Below are 12,903 nucleotides of genomic sequence, written 5' to 3' on the forward strand. Positions count from 1 at the left end.
ATATGTAATGTTGACTTGTAAACTAGTTTCGCATAATTTTGTGAAGAAGACAACATAAGAAAAGGGGAACTTTACGATGAACCGTTACTTTGATTATGCGGCGACGCACCCGATGACAAAATCCGCCCTCGACCATTACGTCGCCATGGCGCGGAGCGTATACGGTAATCCGTCTTCCCTCCACACGCACGGATATATGGCCGAAGATTACTTGACCGAGGCAAGGCGTTTGGTGAAGCAGGCTCTCGGGCTCGACATGCTCCGCGGGAAGTTGCTCTTCACCGGCAGCGGCTCGGAGAGCAACTATATCGCGCTAACGAGTCTCCGTAAGCGCATGAAAGGCAGTGAAGTCATCACGTCGTGGCAAGAGCACGACTCGGTCGCTCTCCTTCTCGACGAATGGGAAGCGGAAGGCGTGACCGTCCATCGGCTGAAACTAAAAGACGGTCGCTTCGACCAAGAGACGTTCACGCGTCTGCTCGACCGTGATATCGGGCTCGTGACGTTCCAGCACGTCAACTCCGATACCGGATGGACGCTGCCGCTCCACAACATCCTCTGCCAATTGAAATATAAGAAAGTGTTGCTCCACATCGACGGCGTCCAGGCGCTCGGCAAGATTCCTGTCTCGGTCGACGGGATTGACGCCTATTCGTTCAGCGCCCATAAGGTCGGCGGTCCAAAAGGCGTCGGCGGCCTCTATATGGAACGGCTGTTGCCACCGCCCTATTATCCGGGACACCATCAGTACGGCATTCGTCCCGGCACGATTGACGTCCCCGGCATCTGTGCGTTTGTTAAAGCGTTCACCGATCGGCACGAGGCACGGACACGTCATGAAAGAAATTTCTTGGCGTTTCGTGCTATCTTGAAAGAGAAGACATCGTCTTACGTGGACTGGCTCGAGTTCGACCAGCAGAGTCCCGCCATCTTCTCGTTCGTCTCGAATCAGCGGGACGGACAATGGTGGATGACCGAACTCGACGGGCTCGGCTTCCAAGTCTCGGCAGGCTCGGCCTGTCGGGCCGGCCAGAACGGACCGAACCGGATGCTCGAGTCACTCGGCTATGAGACGTGCGCCTGCCACGGCCTCGTCCGCATTTCCTTCGGTGAAGACACGACCGTCGAAGCCACGACGGCACTCGCCGAAGCCATCGTCACTTTAGCAAGGAGAGTCGGATCTTATGAACAAACGCTTAGCCGGTGAAGAACGCCGGCGCACATTATTGGAAATGATTGAACAGAGTTCCGAGCCAATCACCGGCTCCGAACTCGCCCGCCGTGTCGCCGTCAGCCGACAAGTCGTCGTCCAAGACTTGTCGCTCTTGAAGGCGAAGGGCCATCAAATCGTCGCGACCGCCCGTGGATACGTCTATCTACCGGGCGAGTCGTCACCGTCCGCCTACACCCGTAAAATCGTCTGTCGTCACGAGGCCGAGGCCATGGAGGCCGAAATGAACGCCATCGTCGACGAAGGCGTCACGATTCGGGACGTCATCATCGATCATCCGGTCTACGGTTCGTTGACGGGCCAGTTGATGGTGAAGAGCCGTCGCGACGTCCGTGCTTTCCTCGAACGGGTCGAGGCGAACCAGGCCGCCCCACTTTCGCATTTGACGGGTGGCTTGCATATCCACACGCTCGAGGCCGATAGCGAAGATGCCATCGATGCCGCCGTCTCGGAACTCGAGCGGCTCGGCGTCCTTGTCTCCGAGCTCGACTAAGATGTCACAAATACGTGACATCTTTTCTTTTGCTTTCGGTCCATGTCCGTTATACTGATGGATGGAACAAAGACCGTACAAAATTTGGAAAGGAGGGAACGGTCATGTGGCATTTCTTTGAACAACTGTTGCTCGGCTGCGGCGTCTTCAGCGTCCCGCTCGGTATCTTCATCCAATTCATCCCGAATGAGCTCGTGCTCGCCTACGGTGGCCACTTGATCGGTTCTCTCGACGTCTCGTTCCTGCTCGTCTTCCTCCTCGCGTGGTCGGCGTTCGTCCTCAGTCAAATCGTTCTCTATTGGATTGGCCGTTACGGCGGTCGTCCTGTCGCCCTTCGGCTCTACAAGTCATTTCGCATCAGTGAGGCGAAGCAACAACGCGCCGAGACATGGTTCGATACGTATGGCGCCTGGATCGTCTGTCTGAGCGTCATTTGGCGCCAGCTGTTCGCCGTCAGCGCCGGCGTCATGCGCTTGTCGTTCCGGAAATTTTTGACGGTGACCGTCGTCGTCTTCGCCGTCTGGTCGTTCGTGTTCGTCAAACTCGGGATGATGCTTGGTAGCAATTGGCGTCATATCGGCGAAGTCACGCACGGGTTCTTGCCGTACGTCGGCACCGCCATCGGACTATATGTCCTCATCCGCTATATCCGCGCGAATCCGCGTCTATTTAAAAAGTCAGCCTGAGCAGATTCGCTCGAGCTGACTTTTTTGAATAGAGGGAAAAACGAATAGAGTACCGAATTAAGAATAGTGAGGAAAGCGTTTTTTTCTCGGAATAGAGACAGCCACCTTCAAAGGAGGAATTACCATGTTCCATCGTCGAAAAACGTACACCATCCGTCCTGAACGCTTAGATGAATTCACCGAGTTTTTCCATACATACCTGTATCCGATACAGGTATCGCACGGCGCCCGTCTCGTCGGTCGTTGGGTGACCGAAGACAAGGACGAGGTCATGGCCCTCTGGGAATATCGTGACCGCGAGCATTACGAACAAGTCGAACGCGATTACCGCTCAAGCAGCCTACGCCGCGAGGCGATGAAGAAGCGGGCCCGTCTCGGCAAAGATTTATATATCAAGTCGAGCGAGGAGTTCATGATGCCGACCGGTCACTACACACCACCGCGCACCATCGTCTCCGTGACGGCCTACGTCACGAACGCCGACGGCGAGGTGCTCCTCGTTCAGAACACGCACCGGAACGATACGTATGAGATGCCGGGCGGACAAGTCGAGGAACATGAATCGATTGTCGACGCCGTGCATCGCGAAGTAAAAGAAGAGACCGGGATTGAGATCGAGGTCGACGGGATCACCGGCATCTATCAAAACGTATCCTCACGCGTACTCTGTGTCACGTTCCGCGCGCGCTACGTCTCGGGCGACCTGCAACCGCAGGAAGGCGAGACGCAAGAAGTCGGCTTCTTCAAGGTCGACGCCTCGAACGTCGGCGACTATATCAAGCGCGATCATTTCCAGATGCGCCTGCTTGATGCGATCGACCCGACGTATATGCCGCACGCCATCTATAAAGTACGTCCATACGAGCTGCTCGAACGCGTCGAGCGCCATCATACTGTATAAACAAAAGGAGGGACCGCCGGTTGGCGATCCCTCCTTTGTTCGTTTACGCTTGTTCCGCCGCTTCGGATTGACCCGTTTCGACGAGCAATTTGCGAATCCGACGCTTTTCGACGTGGAGAACGGTGAACGTCATGTCTTCATACGTGACACGCGCACCTTTCTCTGGAATGTCTCCTAACAGTTCGACGATCCAACCACCCATCGTGTTGGCATCTACTTCAGGTTCTTTAATTCCCATCTCATCTGCAAACTCATCGACATCCATGTCGGCCATACACTCGTAGACGCCATCACGGAGTCTTTTGAGATAGACGATTGACTCATCGTGCTCATCCCAAATGTCTCCGACGAGCTCCTCAAGCATGTCTTCGAGTGTGATGAGGCCGGCCGTCCCACCGAACTCGTCGAGGACGATCGCCATGTGCGATTGTTTTTGCTGAAGGACTGGGAGCAGTTCAATTAATTTTGTCTGCGGTGATACGTATGTGAGCGGACGAATGAGCGAACGAACGTCCGTCACTTCATCCCGCATCATCGAACGAAGGAAATCACGTTCTGACAACACCCCGATGACGTTGTCAATCGAGTCTTTATATACCGGTAGACGAGAATGCCCACCGCTAAAGATCGTGTCTTTGATTTCTTCGAGCGTATCGTCGATGTCGACGGCGAGGATATCAATCCGCGGCGTCAACACATCGTCGACAGTGATGTCGTTGAAGGCGAAGGCGCTATGCACGAGTTCCGCTTCGGTCTCGCCGAGCACCCCTTCTTCTTCTCCCATATCAACGAGCACTTTCAACTCTTCTTCCGTCACCGACGGTTCTTTTTCGTTCATCCCGATCATCCGGAGTACCAACTTCTTCAAGCCAGTGAAAATCATCGTCACCGGTTTCAAGATTTTGACGAGGAACAGCAAGATGCCGCTGATGAGAAGCGAATACTTCTCGGCGAACTCTTTCGCGAGCGACTTCGGTAAAATCTCACCGAAGATCAAGATGATGACGGTCGTCGCGAACGTCGAGATGACGAGGCCGGTCCCGCCCGAGTAAATACTCGTGGCGATGGCTGTCGAGACGGTCGCTGCCCCGATGTTGACGATGTTGTTCCCGACGAGAATCGTCGAGAGCGTATCGTCGAAGCGGTCGACGAGGTGAAGGACGCGCTTGGCGCCCTTGTCCCCATCTTCCGACATACGAATCATCCGGACACGGTTCACGCTCGAGAGCGCGGTCTCGGCAGAAGAGAAAAAGGCTGACAACATAACTAAAACTACATAAAGAATTAAACTAGACGAGGGCACAGGGTCCACGTTTACTTCACACTCCATTTCCTAATTAAAAAGATTATTCGACGAATTCGAATTCAAAGTCCAAGATGGCGACGACGCTGCCGTCTTCGGCACCTAACTTGCGAAGGTCGTCATCGACGCCCATTTGACGCATTTGACGCGCAAAGCGCTTGATTGATTCGTCGTGATCGAAGTTCGTCATCTTGAAGAGCTTCTCGATACGAGGCCCTGTGATCACGAAGCGTTCGTATTCATCAATATGAATCTGATACCCCTTCTCTTCCTTCTCGTAACGATAAACGACACGTGGTGTGGCCGTCTTCTCTTCGAGCTCTTCGAGTGGGAACTCAGGTGTCGAGTCTACAAGGTTAGCTACTTCGATGAGCAGGTTGCGAAGTCCTTCTTTGGCGAGTGCCGAGATCGGGAAGACTTTGACGTCGTCTCCGATTTTCTTTTGGAACTCTTCAAGTAATTCCGGCGCATCCGGCATGTCCATCTTGTTGGCGACAACGATTTGCGGACGCTCGAGGAGACGTAAGTTGTACGACTCGAGCTCGCGGTTGATCGTCGTGTAGTCTTCGAACGGGTCGCGCCCTTCCATGCCGCTCATATCGATCATGTGGACGATGACTTTCGTCCGCTCGATGTGACGCAAGAATTGGTGACCGAGGCCGACGCCTTGGCTCGCCCCTTCGATGAGTCCAGGAAGGTCGGCCATGACGAAGTCACGGTCGTCTGCCGTCTTGACGACACCGAGGTTCGGTGTGATCGTCGTGAAGTGATACGCGCCGATTTTCGGGCGTGCCGACGAGACGACTGACAAGAGCGTCGATTTCCCGACTGACGGGAATCCGACAAGACCGACGTCAGCGAGCAATTTCAACTCAAGACGCAATTCACGCTCTTGACCTGGCTCCCCGTTCTCGGCAATCTCTGGTGCCGGGTTAGATGGCGTCGCAAAACGACAGTTCCCGCGGCCCCCACGTCCACCTTTGGCGATCGTGGCCCGTTGGCCGTGCTCGGTAAGGTCGGCGATGACCGTATCTGTTTGTGCATCGAACACGATCGTACCTGGTGGGACTTTGACGACGAGCGGCTTCGCTTTTCGTCCGTGCATGCCTTTCGACATCCCTTTTTCACCGTCATGGGCGATGAACTTTTTCGAGAATCGGAAATCAACGAGTGTACGTAATCCCTCTTCTACTTCAAAGACGACGTCACCACCGTGACCTCCGTCTCCTCCTGCTGGTCCACCGTCTGGAACATACTTCTCGCGGCGGAACGCAACCATCCCTTTACCGCCGTCTCCAGCTTTTACAAAAATATTAACCTGATCGACAAACATTTAATTCCCCTCCTTTATAACGAACGTAGAACATTCTACTGTTTGCTCGTACACTTCATCTGACGTGAACACGTCGTCCGGTACGTGACCGAAGACGCGGACCATCAGTCCGTCCGTGAACGTCACATGAATCGGTCCATCCGTTCCTGACAGAAGACGGACAAGCTTGTCCGCCACGCGCGCGTCGTCTAGCGACACGCGGTCGGCCGATACCTTATAGGTCAACCGCCCTTCCCAGTTCGCTTGCATGAGGACGAGACTCGTCGTCGGCATGTCCAAGCGAATGAGCGCACTCTCCTCGTCGGCGTGCTGACGATATCGCTCGTACAGCTCCTCAAGTTTTTCAGGCTCGAGCGCCGCGTACAAGGAGATCATCTGAAGCCGATTCATCCATTCGTGACGGACGGTCGATAATAGTTTCAGTGCTGCTTGTGAGTTCATGAAATCCTCTCCTAGTAAAACTAGTAAAAAAGACTCTAACCAAATAAGTGGCTAGAGTCTTCTGCGTGGTTCTACTTACGCAACTGGGTAAACGCTCACTTGTTTCTTGTCGCGACCAAGACGCTCGAAGCGTACTACGCCGTCAACTTTTGCAAACAATGTGTCGTCGCCACCACGGCCGACGTTTTCACCTGGGTGAATTTTCGTACCGCGTTGACGGTAGAGAATCGATCCAGCTGAAACAGTCTGTCCGTCAGCGCGTTTAGCGCCGAGGCGTTTCGAAATCGAGTCACGACCGTTTTTAGTCGATCCTACTCCCTTTTTCGATGCGAAGAACTGAAGGTTCAATTGTAACATGAGGTCCACCTCCTATTGTTCAATTTGGATATAATCACCGTAACTATGGGCGATCGTGTCTAGTTGCACGAGCATCCCTTCTAATAACAGTTGGGTGCGAGTCATGTCCTCCGGTGATACGTCAGGATATGTCTCGACATAAAAGTAGCCACCCTCTGTTTTGTCTGCCATTTCTACAAGAAGCGATTGACCGGCAAGTACCTCGACAGCATTATATGCCCCAAAGATGATGGCAGAAACGCCGGCACAGACCAAATCAGAACCGGGTTCAGCAAAGTTGGCGTGACCTGTCACTTCAACGGAACGAATCGACTTCGTCTCGTCTCGTCTGACCATTACTCGAATCATAGCTTACGCTTCGATTTTCTCGATGCGAACTTTCGTGTAAGGCTGACGGTGACCTTGCTTACGACGGTAGTTTTTCTTAGCTTTCATTTTGAAGACAGTGATCTTCTTCGCGCGACCGTGTTTAACGACAGTTGCTACGACTTTAGCGCCCTCTACGAGTGGAGCTCCGACTTTAACATCGTCACCACCAACGAAAAGAACTTCACCGAATTCTACAGTACCCTCGACATCAGCATCGAGTTTTTCGATGTAGATCTCTTGACCTGCTTCAACTTTGATTTGCTTACCACCAGTTTTGATGATTGCGTACATATACGTGCACCTCCTTATTAAACTCAGACTCGCCATCCAGGGCAGGGCGAAACCATTTCAACCCGTTCTGTGCGGTTGTAGCCATTTGGGTGCTTCCAAACGAACTAACGTTATAGATAATACCACTCTCGTTCAATCGTTGTCAATGACGAGATACGAAATTCTGACATTCCTCGAGCGTCCCGTAGAACGCCACTTCCGGTTCTCCGTCGACGAGCAAGACCGTGCAGTCAAAACCATCCCACGACGCGTCATGCCACTTGCTCGGGAGTGTCACGACGACACCCCCGGCTTGAGGCGCGAGCTCCATCAGCGTCCGCTCCAGCTGCGAGAAGACGGCAAGCTTCGACGGGTTACCGTTATAGGTCATCCGGTCTTGCATCGAACGTCCGGTCCGTTCTCGCGACAGCTCGAACAAACCCATGCGCGTGAAGCCGTACACTTCGACACGGCGCGGATCGCGGGCACCGAGCTCTTTCATCTTCTTCAAGAGCCGGGCTTGTCCATCCTTTGACCCCCTCAAGAAGTCGATGACGACCATACCGCCGATATTGCGTAACCGGAGCTGTTCCATGACGGCGTAGAGCGCGGCCTCGTTAATCGTGTCGGCGGCGCGACCCTTGTCTTTGACAGCGATGTTCTTGCCGCTGTTGACATCGATGACGGTCATCGTCTCGACTTGTTCAATCAAGACGTACGAACCGCCTTCGAGCCAGACGACACGCTGGCCCAGCTTCTCGATTGCCCCGTCGAGCCGGACCGCTTCTTTCATCCGGCCTTTGCCGATATGACGCTCGACGTTGACCTCGAGCCGCGTCAACCGGTCTTGCGCTTCCTTGTCATTCAACATGACCGATTCGACCGCATGGCGTCGCACGAACTGTTCGCACAACAGCTCATCCTGTCCCCCTCGTGCCGTGATGACGTCCTTGGCACGCGTCCGGAGCAAGTCGAGCTCTTCTTGAAGGTCTTCAGGGCTTGCCTGCCCCGACTCGGTCCGGAACAACACCCCTTCTGCCTCTTCGAGGTCGAACACTTTCGATAACCGGTCCTGGGTGACGAAATCGAGCTTGCGGCTATACAACTGGCGCCGACCATAAGGGAAGTAGACGATATACCGTCCGCCGAAGCGGATGTTCTCCGTCACTTTATGGTGTTTGCCGTTGATGCCTTCTTTCGTCACTTGGACGAGTCGCTTCTCACCGACGACGGCCGCCTGACCGATGGCTGGCACGTCCGGATATGCCTCGAGCGCTTTTAGCGTCTCGGCAATTGGCAAGAAGAGCGTCGTCTCGCCGGTCGTCAAAAACGCGGCGCCGAGCGACGGATGAATCCGTTCGATCGCGGCCTCGAGAATCGTCCCGATCGACAGTTGGTCGATGAAGCGTTCCTCGACTTCGAGCAGACGCTCCCCGTCGACGAGCATGGCCCGTTCGATGGAAGGGGTCCGTTCATAGATCAATCGCATATGCGTCTCTCCTTTCGACACAAAAAGGCAACTTTCGTTGCCTTAGGCTTTTTTCATTCCAAATTTCATCATGAGTCGTGTCCAGAAGCCGACCGGTTTTTGTTCGGTCTGAATCGACATGAGCGGCACCGACTCCCCAAGAATCCGGCGCGTGATGTTGCGGTACGCTTGTCCGGCGTTGTTATCCGGGTTCATCGTGACCGGTACCCCACGGTTCGCGGCGGCGATGACTTCTTCATCGTCGACGACGACGCCGAGCAGGTCGATCGACAAGATGCGCATGATGTCATCGATGTCGAGCATGTCCCCTGATTCCACAAGGTGGTTCTTGACGCGGTTGACGATCAGTTTCGGCGCAGCGACATGTTCCGCTTGCTCGAGCATCCCGATGATGCGGTCCGCGTCCTGAACGGCGGCCTTCTCAGGTGTCGTCACGACGACGGCCTCATCGGCGCCGGCGATGGCGTTCATGAAGCCTTGCTCGATGCCGGCCGGGCAATCGATTAAGACGAAATCATATTCTGTCTTCAACTGGTCGATGATTTCTTTCACTTGCTCCGGTTGAACCGATGTCTTGTCTTTCGACTGGGCCGCAGGCAAGAGATACATCTCTTCGAACCGCTTGTCACGGACGAGCGCCTGATGCAATTTGCATTGGCCGTTGATGACGTCGACGAGGTTATAGATGCTGCGGTTGTCGAGTCCTAAGATGATGTCGAGGTTACGAAGACCGATATCCGTATCGACGAGACAGACCGAGTGACCAGACAATGCGAGGCCGGTCCCGAGGTTCGCGGTCGTGGTCGTCTTCCCGACGCCACCTTTCCCAGACGTCACGACGATGGACCGACCTTTCTTCACTTCTTTCGCTGTATGTACAGGCTCTACTACTTGCTCCATCAAACTCACCCTCTCTGTAATTCCATTGCATAAGCGTCTTTCAGCCCAGTCATGACTTGACGGAGACGCGTCATTTCAATACCCTGATTCGTCTGATATGCGCATCCCATCTCGATCTCCGGAAGCTCTTCGCCGTCGTCCGACGCGAGCACGTGTTCACCGATCGCTAAAAACTTCGGATGGAGCAGACTGGCGGTGATGACCGCTTCCTCCCATCCTTCGACACCGGCACGCACATTTCCTCGTATCGTCCCTAAACAATAGATACTTCCCGTCGCCCGAACCTCGGACCCCGAGTTGATGTCTCCGATAATGAGCACCGAGCCATCGAAATCGAGCACTTGTCCGCTTCGAATCGTCCCGCTATGGTAGTGGAACGTCTTTTTGCCGTAGGTCGCTTTCGCTTCTTCGGTCAACATGACCTCGCTCGATAGCTCCTCGATATAAAAAACGCCATGACGAGCGACGACTTCACGAATTTGACGTGACAGCTCCTCGTCTAAATAACGAGTACCCGCGTGCAATTTGAGTGCAATCTTCCCAGAGGGCGGCTCCATTTCTTGTAACGTGGCCTCAAGCTCTCCGAGCACCTCATCGATGCCACTCCGTGGATTGAAGTGGATTGCAATACCGTTGCGATGTCCTTTTATCGTAATATGTCGTTTACGCTCCATCATGGCTACCCTCTTTTCGCTACAGGTCGCGGCGCCACGTATCGGGTCATCGGCACGTATAACAATGCGATGGCGACAGCGTTGGCGACGAGCGTCCCTGGAATCTGTTCAACTAATAGTGTTTGAATGGTCATGGTCGTCCCACCGACCGCCGTCATGACGCTAAAGATCCCGAAGGAAAACACGAGAATCATGAACGTGAACGTGATGACGACCGAGAAGAAGTTCTCACCTATATATTTTAACACGAAGCTGACTAAGAGAGGAATGAGTGAAAAAGTAAATAAGTAAATTCCGAGCAAGTCGGTATAGACGATGTCATACAACAGTCCAAAGACGAGTCCGAATCCGAACGCCGCCTCGAAGCGACCATACAAACCGACGTACATCAAGCCGATCAGTGTCAAATACAAGAACGGCGTCACATAGTGCCATGAGAAGATGGCGGCCCATGTCCCTTCAATAAGAAAGAGGAGGAACAGGGCGATGAACACTTTCATGTTACTCACCCGCTTCTCCTCCTTCCTCGGGACCCGTCAAGAACGGTTCGTCGAGCGTTCGATTGATGACGAACATTTGCGAGAACTCATTGAAGTCCGCTTCTGGTTTGATGCGGGCGACTTGAGATACGCCATATTCATCCGTCTCGATCGACTCGACCGTTCCGATGACAAGACCGGCCGGATAACGGCCACCGAGTCCTGACGTCGACACGATCTCGCCTTCTTTCAACTTGACGCTGTTCGAGACCTTCGTGAAGAAGAGCTCGTTCGTCTCGCTGTCGAAGCCGTCAATCGTCCCGTACGTCGCTTTGCCGTCCTCGTCCTTGACGACGGCCGAGACGTTGTTCGTCCGGTTGTTGTCCGAGAGGAGTTGCACTTGCGACGTGTAGGCGCTCGTTTGAATGACGCGACCGACCATACCGCCGGCGGCCGTGACGGCCATGCCTTTCTCGACACCGCGCTCTTCCCCGACGTTGATCGTCACATAGCGCTGCCAGTCGTTCGGCGTGCGCCCGATCACTTCGGCGGGAATCAAATCGAAGTCACGGAGCGATGTATCGGCCGCCTCGACCATTTGCCGCAATTCTTCGTTCTCACGGCGCAGGTCATCGGCTTCGACCGACACTTCCGCGTATTTCGTCAAATGTTGTTTCAATTGACGGTTCTCTTCATAAATATCGCGTACGTTCGAAATCGAGGACACGGTACTGTCCATCCAGCCGATCGGCACCGTGAACACCCGTTGGAACGTTCCGACCACATCACGCGTGACGTCTTGGTACCAAGCGGATTCCGACCGTCCTCGAATCGAAACCCCTAAAATCACTACGAATAAGATGATACCGATCAGCGTGATGATGAGCTTTTTATTCCGTACGAACCGGCTCATCGTGTGTCACCACTCATCGACGCGACGAGATGCCTGATTTTGAACGGAGGACGTCCATCATTTCAAGAGATTTTCCTGTCCCGATGGCGACGCAATCGAGCGGCTCATCCGCGACGAGTGTCGGGATGTGTGTCTCATCTGAGATCACGTCATCCAAGTTTTTAAGGAGTGCTCCACCGCCTGTGAGGACGATGCCGCGGTCCATGACGTCAGCCGCAAGTTCCGGTGGCGTCTGCTCGAGCGTTTGTTTCACGCCAGCAAGGATCGCTTCGACCGTATCCGAGAGTGCTTCACACACTTCAGCAGCCGATACTTCGATTTGTTTCGGAAGACCTGTCACGAGATCGCGACCACGGATTTCCATTTTCTCATTTTCGTTCGAAGCGTCGATGCGAGCCGAACCGACTTCCATCTTGAGCGTCTCTGACGTCCGCTCCCCGATCATGAGGTTGTATTTGTTTTTGATGTAACGAATAATGGCGTCATCCATTTCGTCACCGCCGACACGAATCGATTGGCTCGTCACGATGCCGCCGAGTGAAATCACTGCGACTTCGGTCGTACCGCCACCGATATCCACGACCATCGAGCCTGTCGGTTCCCAAACTGGGAGACCGGCACCGATTGCTGCCGCGAACGGTTCTTCAATTGTGTACGCTTCACGCGCGCCCGCTTGCTTGGCTGCGTCTTCCACGGCACGTTTTTCGACTGACGTGATGCCGCTTGGCACACAGATCATGACGTTCGTTTTCGATGAGAACAAACCGCTCTTCGACTTCTGAGCTTGCTCCATGAAGTATTTGATCATCGTCGCTGTCGTTTCGAAATCGGCGATTACCCCATCTTTCATCGGACGGCGTGCCGTGACGTTACCCGGCGTACGTCCAATCATATCCTTGGCCTGGTTACCCACGGCCTCAATTCTACCTGTATCTGTACGGAACGCCACTACGGACGGTTCACGAACAACGATGCCTTGACCTTTTACATAAACGAGCGTATTTGCCGTTCCAAGGTCGATTCCGATTTCTCGGTTAAAACTACGAAACATACGTGCTGCTCCT

The 12,903-nt window shown here is 54.0% G+C and carries 16 protein-coding genes and 1 other annotated feature; of the genes, 4 read left to right on the plus strand and 12 right to left on the minus strand.

Going from position 1 to position 12,903, the window contains the following annotated elements; genetic code table 11:
* The first annotated feature begins 76 nt into the window (after nt 1-76).
* From ACZ2GZ_RS10435 to ACZ2GZ_RS10450, 4 genes are all read left to right on the plus strand, one after another.
* Entirely contained in the window at nt 77-1,207 is a 1,131-nt protein-coding gene (locus tag ACZ2GZ_RS10435) for a cysteine desulfurase family protein (RefSeq protein WP_214713907.1), read from the plus strand.
* On the plus strand, nt 1,185-1,724 hold the full coding sequence (locus ACZ2GZ_RS10440; RefSeq protein ID WP_021066889.1) for a transcription repressor NadR: 540 nt from the start codon (nt 1,185-1,187) through the stop codon (nt 1,722-1,724). The genes ACZ2GZ_RS10435 and ACZ2GZ_RS10440 overlap by 23 nt, the downstream gene beginning before the upstream one ends.
* Nucleotides 1,725-1,828: 104 nt before the next feature.
* Nucleotides 1,829-2,410: a DedA family protein gene (locus ACZ2GZ_RS10445; protein ID WP_214713909.1), complete on the plus strand. Its 582-nt coding sequence runs from the start codon at nt 1,829-1,831 to the stop codon at nt 2,408-2,410.
* A gap of 124 nt (nt 2,411-2,534) precedes the next feature.
* Nucleotides 2,535-3,311 carry an NUDIX domain-containing protein gene (locus ACZ2GZ_RS10450; protein WP_058763233.1) on the plus strand — a complete coding sequence of 259 codons (777 nt, stop codon included), beginning with the start codon at nt 2,535-2,537 and terminating at the stop codon, nt 3,309-3,311.
* A 43-nt stretch (nt 3,312-3,354) separates the two neighbouring features.
* Here ACZ2GZ_RS10450 and ACZ2GZ_RS10455 read toward each other — a convergent pair whose 3' ends face one another.
* The 12 genes from ACZ2GZ_RS10455 to ACZ2GZ_RS10510 all read right to left on the minus strand — a co-directional run bounded on the left by ACZ2GZ_RS10455 (nt 3,355) and on the right by ACZ2GZ_RS10510 (nt 12,890).
* Nucleotides 3,355-4,641: a hemolysin family protein gene (locus ACZ2GZ_RS10455; protein WP_052013679.1), complete on the minus strand. Its 1,287-nt coding sequence runs from the start codon at nt 4,639-4,641 to the stop codon at nt 3,355-3,357.
* A 16-nt stretch (nt 4,642-4,657) separates the two neighbouring features.
* Entirely contained in the window at nt 4,658-5,947 is a 1,290-nt protein-coding gene (obgE, locus tag ACZ2GZ_RS10460; RefSeq protein WP_021066885.1) for a GTPase ObgE, read from the minus strand.
* Complete coding sequence (locus ACZ2GZ_RS10465) at nt 5,948-6,388, minus strand: Spo0B domain-containing protein (RefSeq protein ID WP_021066884.1); 441 nt, start codon at nt 6,386-6,388, stop codon at nt 5,948-5,950. It lies immediately after the preceding gene.
* A 75-nt stretch (nt 6,389-6,463) separates the two neighbouring features.
* Nucleotides 6,464-6,745, minus strand: coding sequence for a 50S ribosomal protein L27 (gene rpmA, locus ACZ2GZ_RS10470; protein ID WP_016508537.1), 282 nt, complete (start codon nt 6,743-6,745; stop codon nt 6,464-6,466).
* 12 nt (nt 6,746-6,757) lie between these two features.
* Nucleotides 6,758-7,093 carry a ribosomal-processing cysteine protease Prp gene (locus ACZ2GZ_RS10475; RefSeq protein WP_031200131.1) on the minus strand — a complete coding sequence of 112 codons (336 nt, stop codon included), beginning with the start codon at nt 7,091-7,093 and terminating at the stop codon, nt 6,758-6,760.
* A gap of 3 nt (nt 7,094-7,096) precedes the next feature.
* Complete coding sequence (gene rplU / locus ACZ2GZ_RS10480; RefSeq protein WP_016508528.1) at nt 7,097-7,405, minus strand: 50S ribosomal protein L21; 309 nt, start codon at nt 7,403-7,405, stop codon at nt 7,097-7,099.
* 15 nt (nt 7,406-7,420) lie between these two features.
* Nucleotides 7,421-7,492: a sequence feature (ribosomal protein L21 leader region), on the minus strand.
* Nucleotides 7,493-7,547: 55 nt separating this feature from the next.
* The gene (locus ACZ2GZ_RS10485; RefSeq protein ID WP_470295204.1) at nt 7,548-8,873 is read right to left on the minus strand and encodes a ribonuclease E/G; all 1,326 of its coding nucleotides are present in this window, start codon (nt 8,871-8,873) and stop codon (nt 7,548-7,550) included.
* Between the two features lie 42 nt (nt 8,874-8,915).
* Nucleotides 8,916-9,773 carry a septum site-determining protein MinD gene (gene minD, locus ACZ2GZ_RS10490; protein WP_021066881.1) on the minus strand — a complete coding sequence of 286 codons (858 nt, stop codon included), beginning with the start codon at nt 9,771-9,773 and terminating at the stop codon, nt 8,916-8,918.
* A 5-nt stretch (nt 9,774-9,778) separates the two neighbouring features.
* Nucleotides 9,779-10,447: a septum site-determining protein MinC gene (locus ACZ2GZ_RS10495; protein ID WP_251135217.1), complete on the minus strand. Its 669-nt coding sequence runs from the start codon at nt 10,445-10,447 to the stop codon at nt 9,779-9,781.
* Between the two features lie 5 nt (nt 10,448-10,452).
* Nucleotides 10,453-10,947, minus strand: a complete 495-nt coding sequence (gene mreD / locus ACZ2GZ_RS10500; RefSeq protein WP_052013683.1) for a rod shape-determining protein MreD — start codon at nt 10,945-10,947, stop codon at nt 10,453-10,455.
* Between the two features lies 1 nt (nt 10,948).
* The gene (gene mreC / locus ACZ2GZ_RS10505; RefSeq protein ID WP_214713915.1) at nt 10,949-11,839 is read right to left on the minus strand and encodes a rod shape-determining protein MreC; all 891 of its coding nucleotides are present in this window, start codon (nt 11,837-11,839) and stop codon (nt 10,949-10,951) included.
* A gap of 13 nt (nt 11,840-11,852) precedes the next feature.
* Nucleotides 11,853-12,890, minus strand: coding sequence for a rod shape-determining protein (locus tag ACZ2GZ_RS10510; RefSeq protein ID WP_021066877.1), 1,038 nt, complete (start codon nt 12,888-12,890; stop codon nt 11,853-11,855).
* Nucleotides 12,891-12,903: the final 13 nt, after the last annotated feature.

The organism is Exiguobacterium sp. KKT215 (assembly GCF_055635335.1).

Excerpts from the sequence above, each read along its gene's own strand:
- ACZ2GZ_RS10435 (WP_214713907.1), top strand. The coding sequence starts at position 77 with ATGAACCGTTACTTTGATTATGCGGCGACGCACCCGATGACAAAATCC.
- ACZ2GZ_RS10445 (WP_214713909.1), top strand. The coding sequence starts at position 1,829 with ATGTGGCATTTCTTTGAACAACTGTTGCTCGGCTGCGGCGTCTTCAGC.
- minD (WP_021066881.1), bottom strand. The coding sequence starts at position 9,773 with ATGGAGCAAGTAGTAGAGCCTGTACATACAGCGAAAGAAGTGAAGAAA.
- ACZ2GZ_RS10450 (WP_058763233.1), top strand. The coding sequence starts at position 2,535 with ATGTTCCATCGTCGAAAAACGTACACCATCCGTCCTGAACGCTTAGAT.
- ACZ2GZ_RS10455 (WP_052013679.1), bottom strand. The coding sequence starts at position 4,641 with ATGGAGTGTGAAGTAAACGTGGACCCTGTGCCCTCGTCTAGTTTAATT.
- obgE (WP_021066885.1), bottom strand. The coding sequence starts at position 5,947 with ATGTTTGTCGATCAGGTTAATATTTTTGTAAAAGCTGGAGACGGCGGT.
- ACZ2GZ_RS10475 (WP_031200131.1), bottom strand. The coding sequence starts at position 7,093 with ATGATTCGAGTAATGGTCAGACGAGACGAGACGAAGTCGATTCGTTCC.
- ACZ2GZ_RS10465 (WP_021066884.1), bottom strand. The coding sequence starts at position 6,388 with ATGAACTCACAAGCAGCACTGAAACTATTATCGACCGTCCGTCACGAA.
- ACZ2GZ_RS10440 (WP_021066889.1), top strand. The coding sequence starts at position 1,185 with ATGAACAAACGCTTAGCCGGTGAAGAACGCCGGCGCACATTATTGGAA.
- mreC (WP_214713915.1), bottom strand. The coding sequence starts at position 11,839 with ATGAGCCGGTTCGTACGGAATAAAAAGCTCATCATCACGCTGATCGGT.
- ACZ2GZ_RS10485 (WP_470295204.1), bottom strand. The coding sequence starts at position 8,873 with ATGCGATTGATCTATGAACGGACCCCTTCCATCGAACGGGCCATGCTC.
- ACZ2GZ_RS10495 (WP_251135217.1), bottom strand. The coding sequence starts at position 10,447 with ATGGAGCGTAAACGACATATTACGATAAAAGGACATCGCAACGGTATT.
- rpmA (WP_016508537.1), bottom strand. The coding sequence starts at position 6,745 with ATGTTACAATTGAACCTTCAGTTCTTCGCATCGAAAAAGGGAGTAGGA.
- mreD (WP_052013683.1), bottom strand. The coding sequence starts at position 10,947 with ATGAAAGTGTTCATCGCCCTGTTCCTCCTCTTTCTTATTGAAGGGACA.
- ACZ2GZ_RS10510 (WP_021066877.1), bottom strand. The coding sequence starts at position 12,890 with ATGTTTCGTAGTTTTAACCGAGAAATCGGAATCGACCTTGGAACGGCA.
- rplU (WP_016508528.1), bottom strand. The coding sequence starts at position 7,405 with ATGTACGCAATCATCAAAACTGGTGGTAAGCAAATCAAAGTTGAAGCA.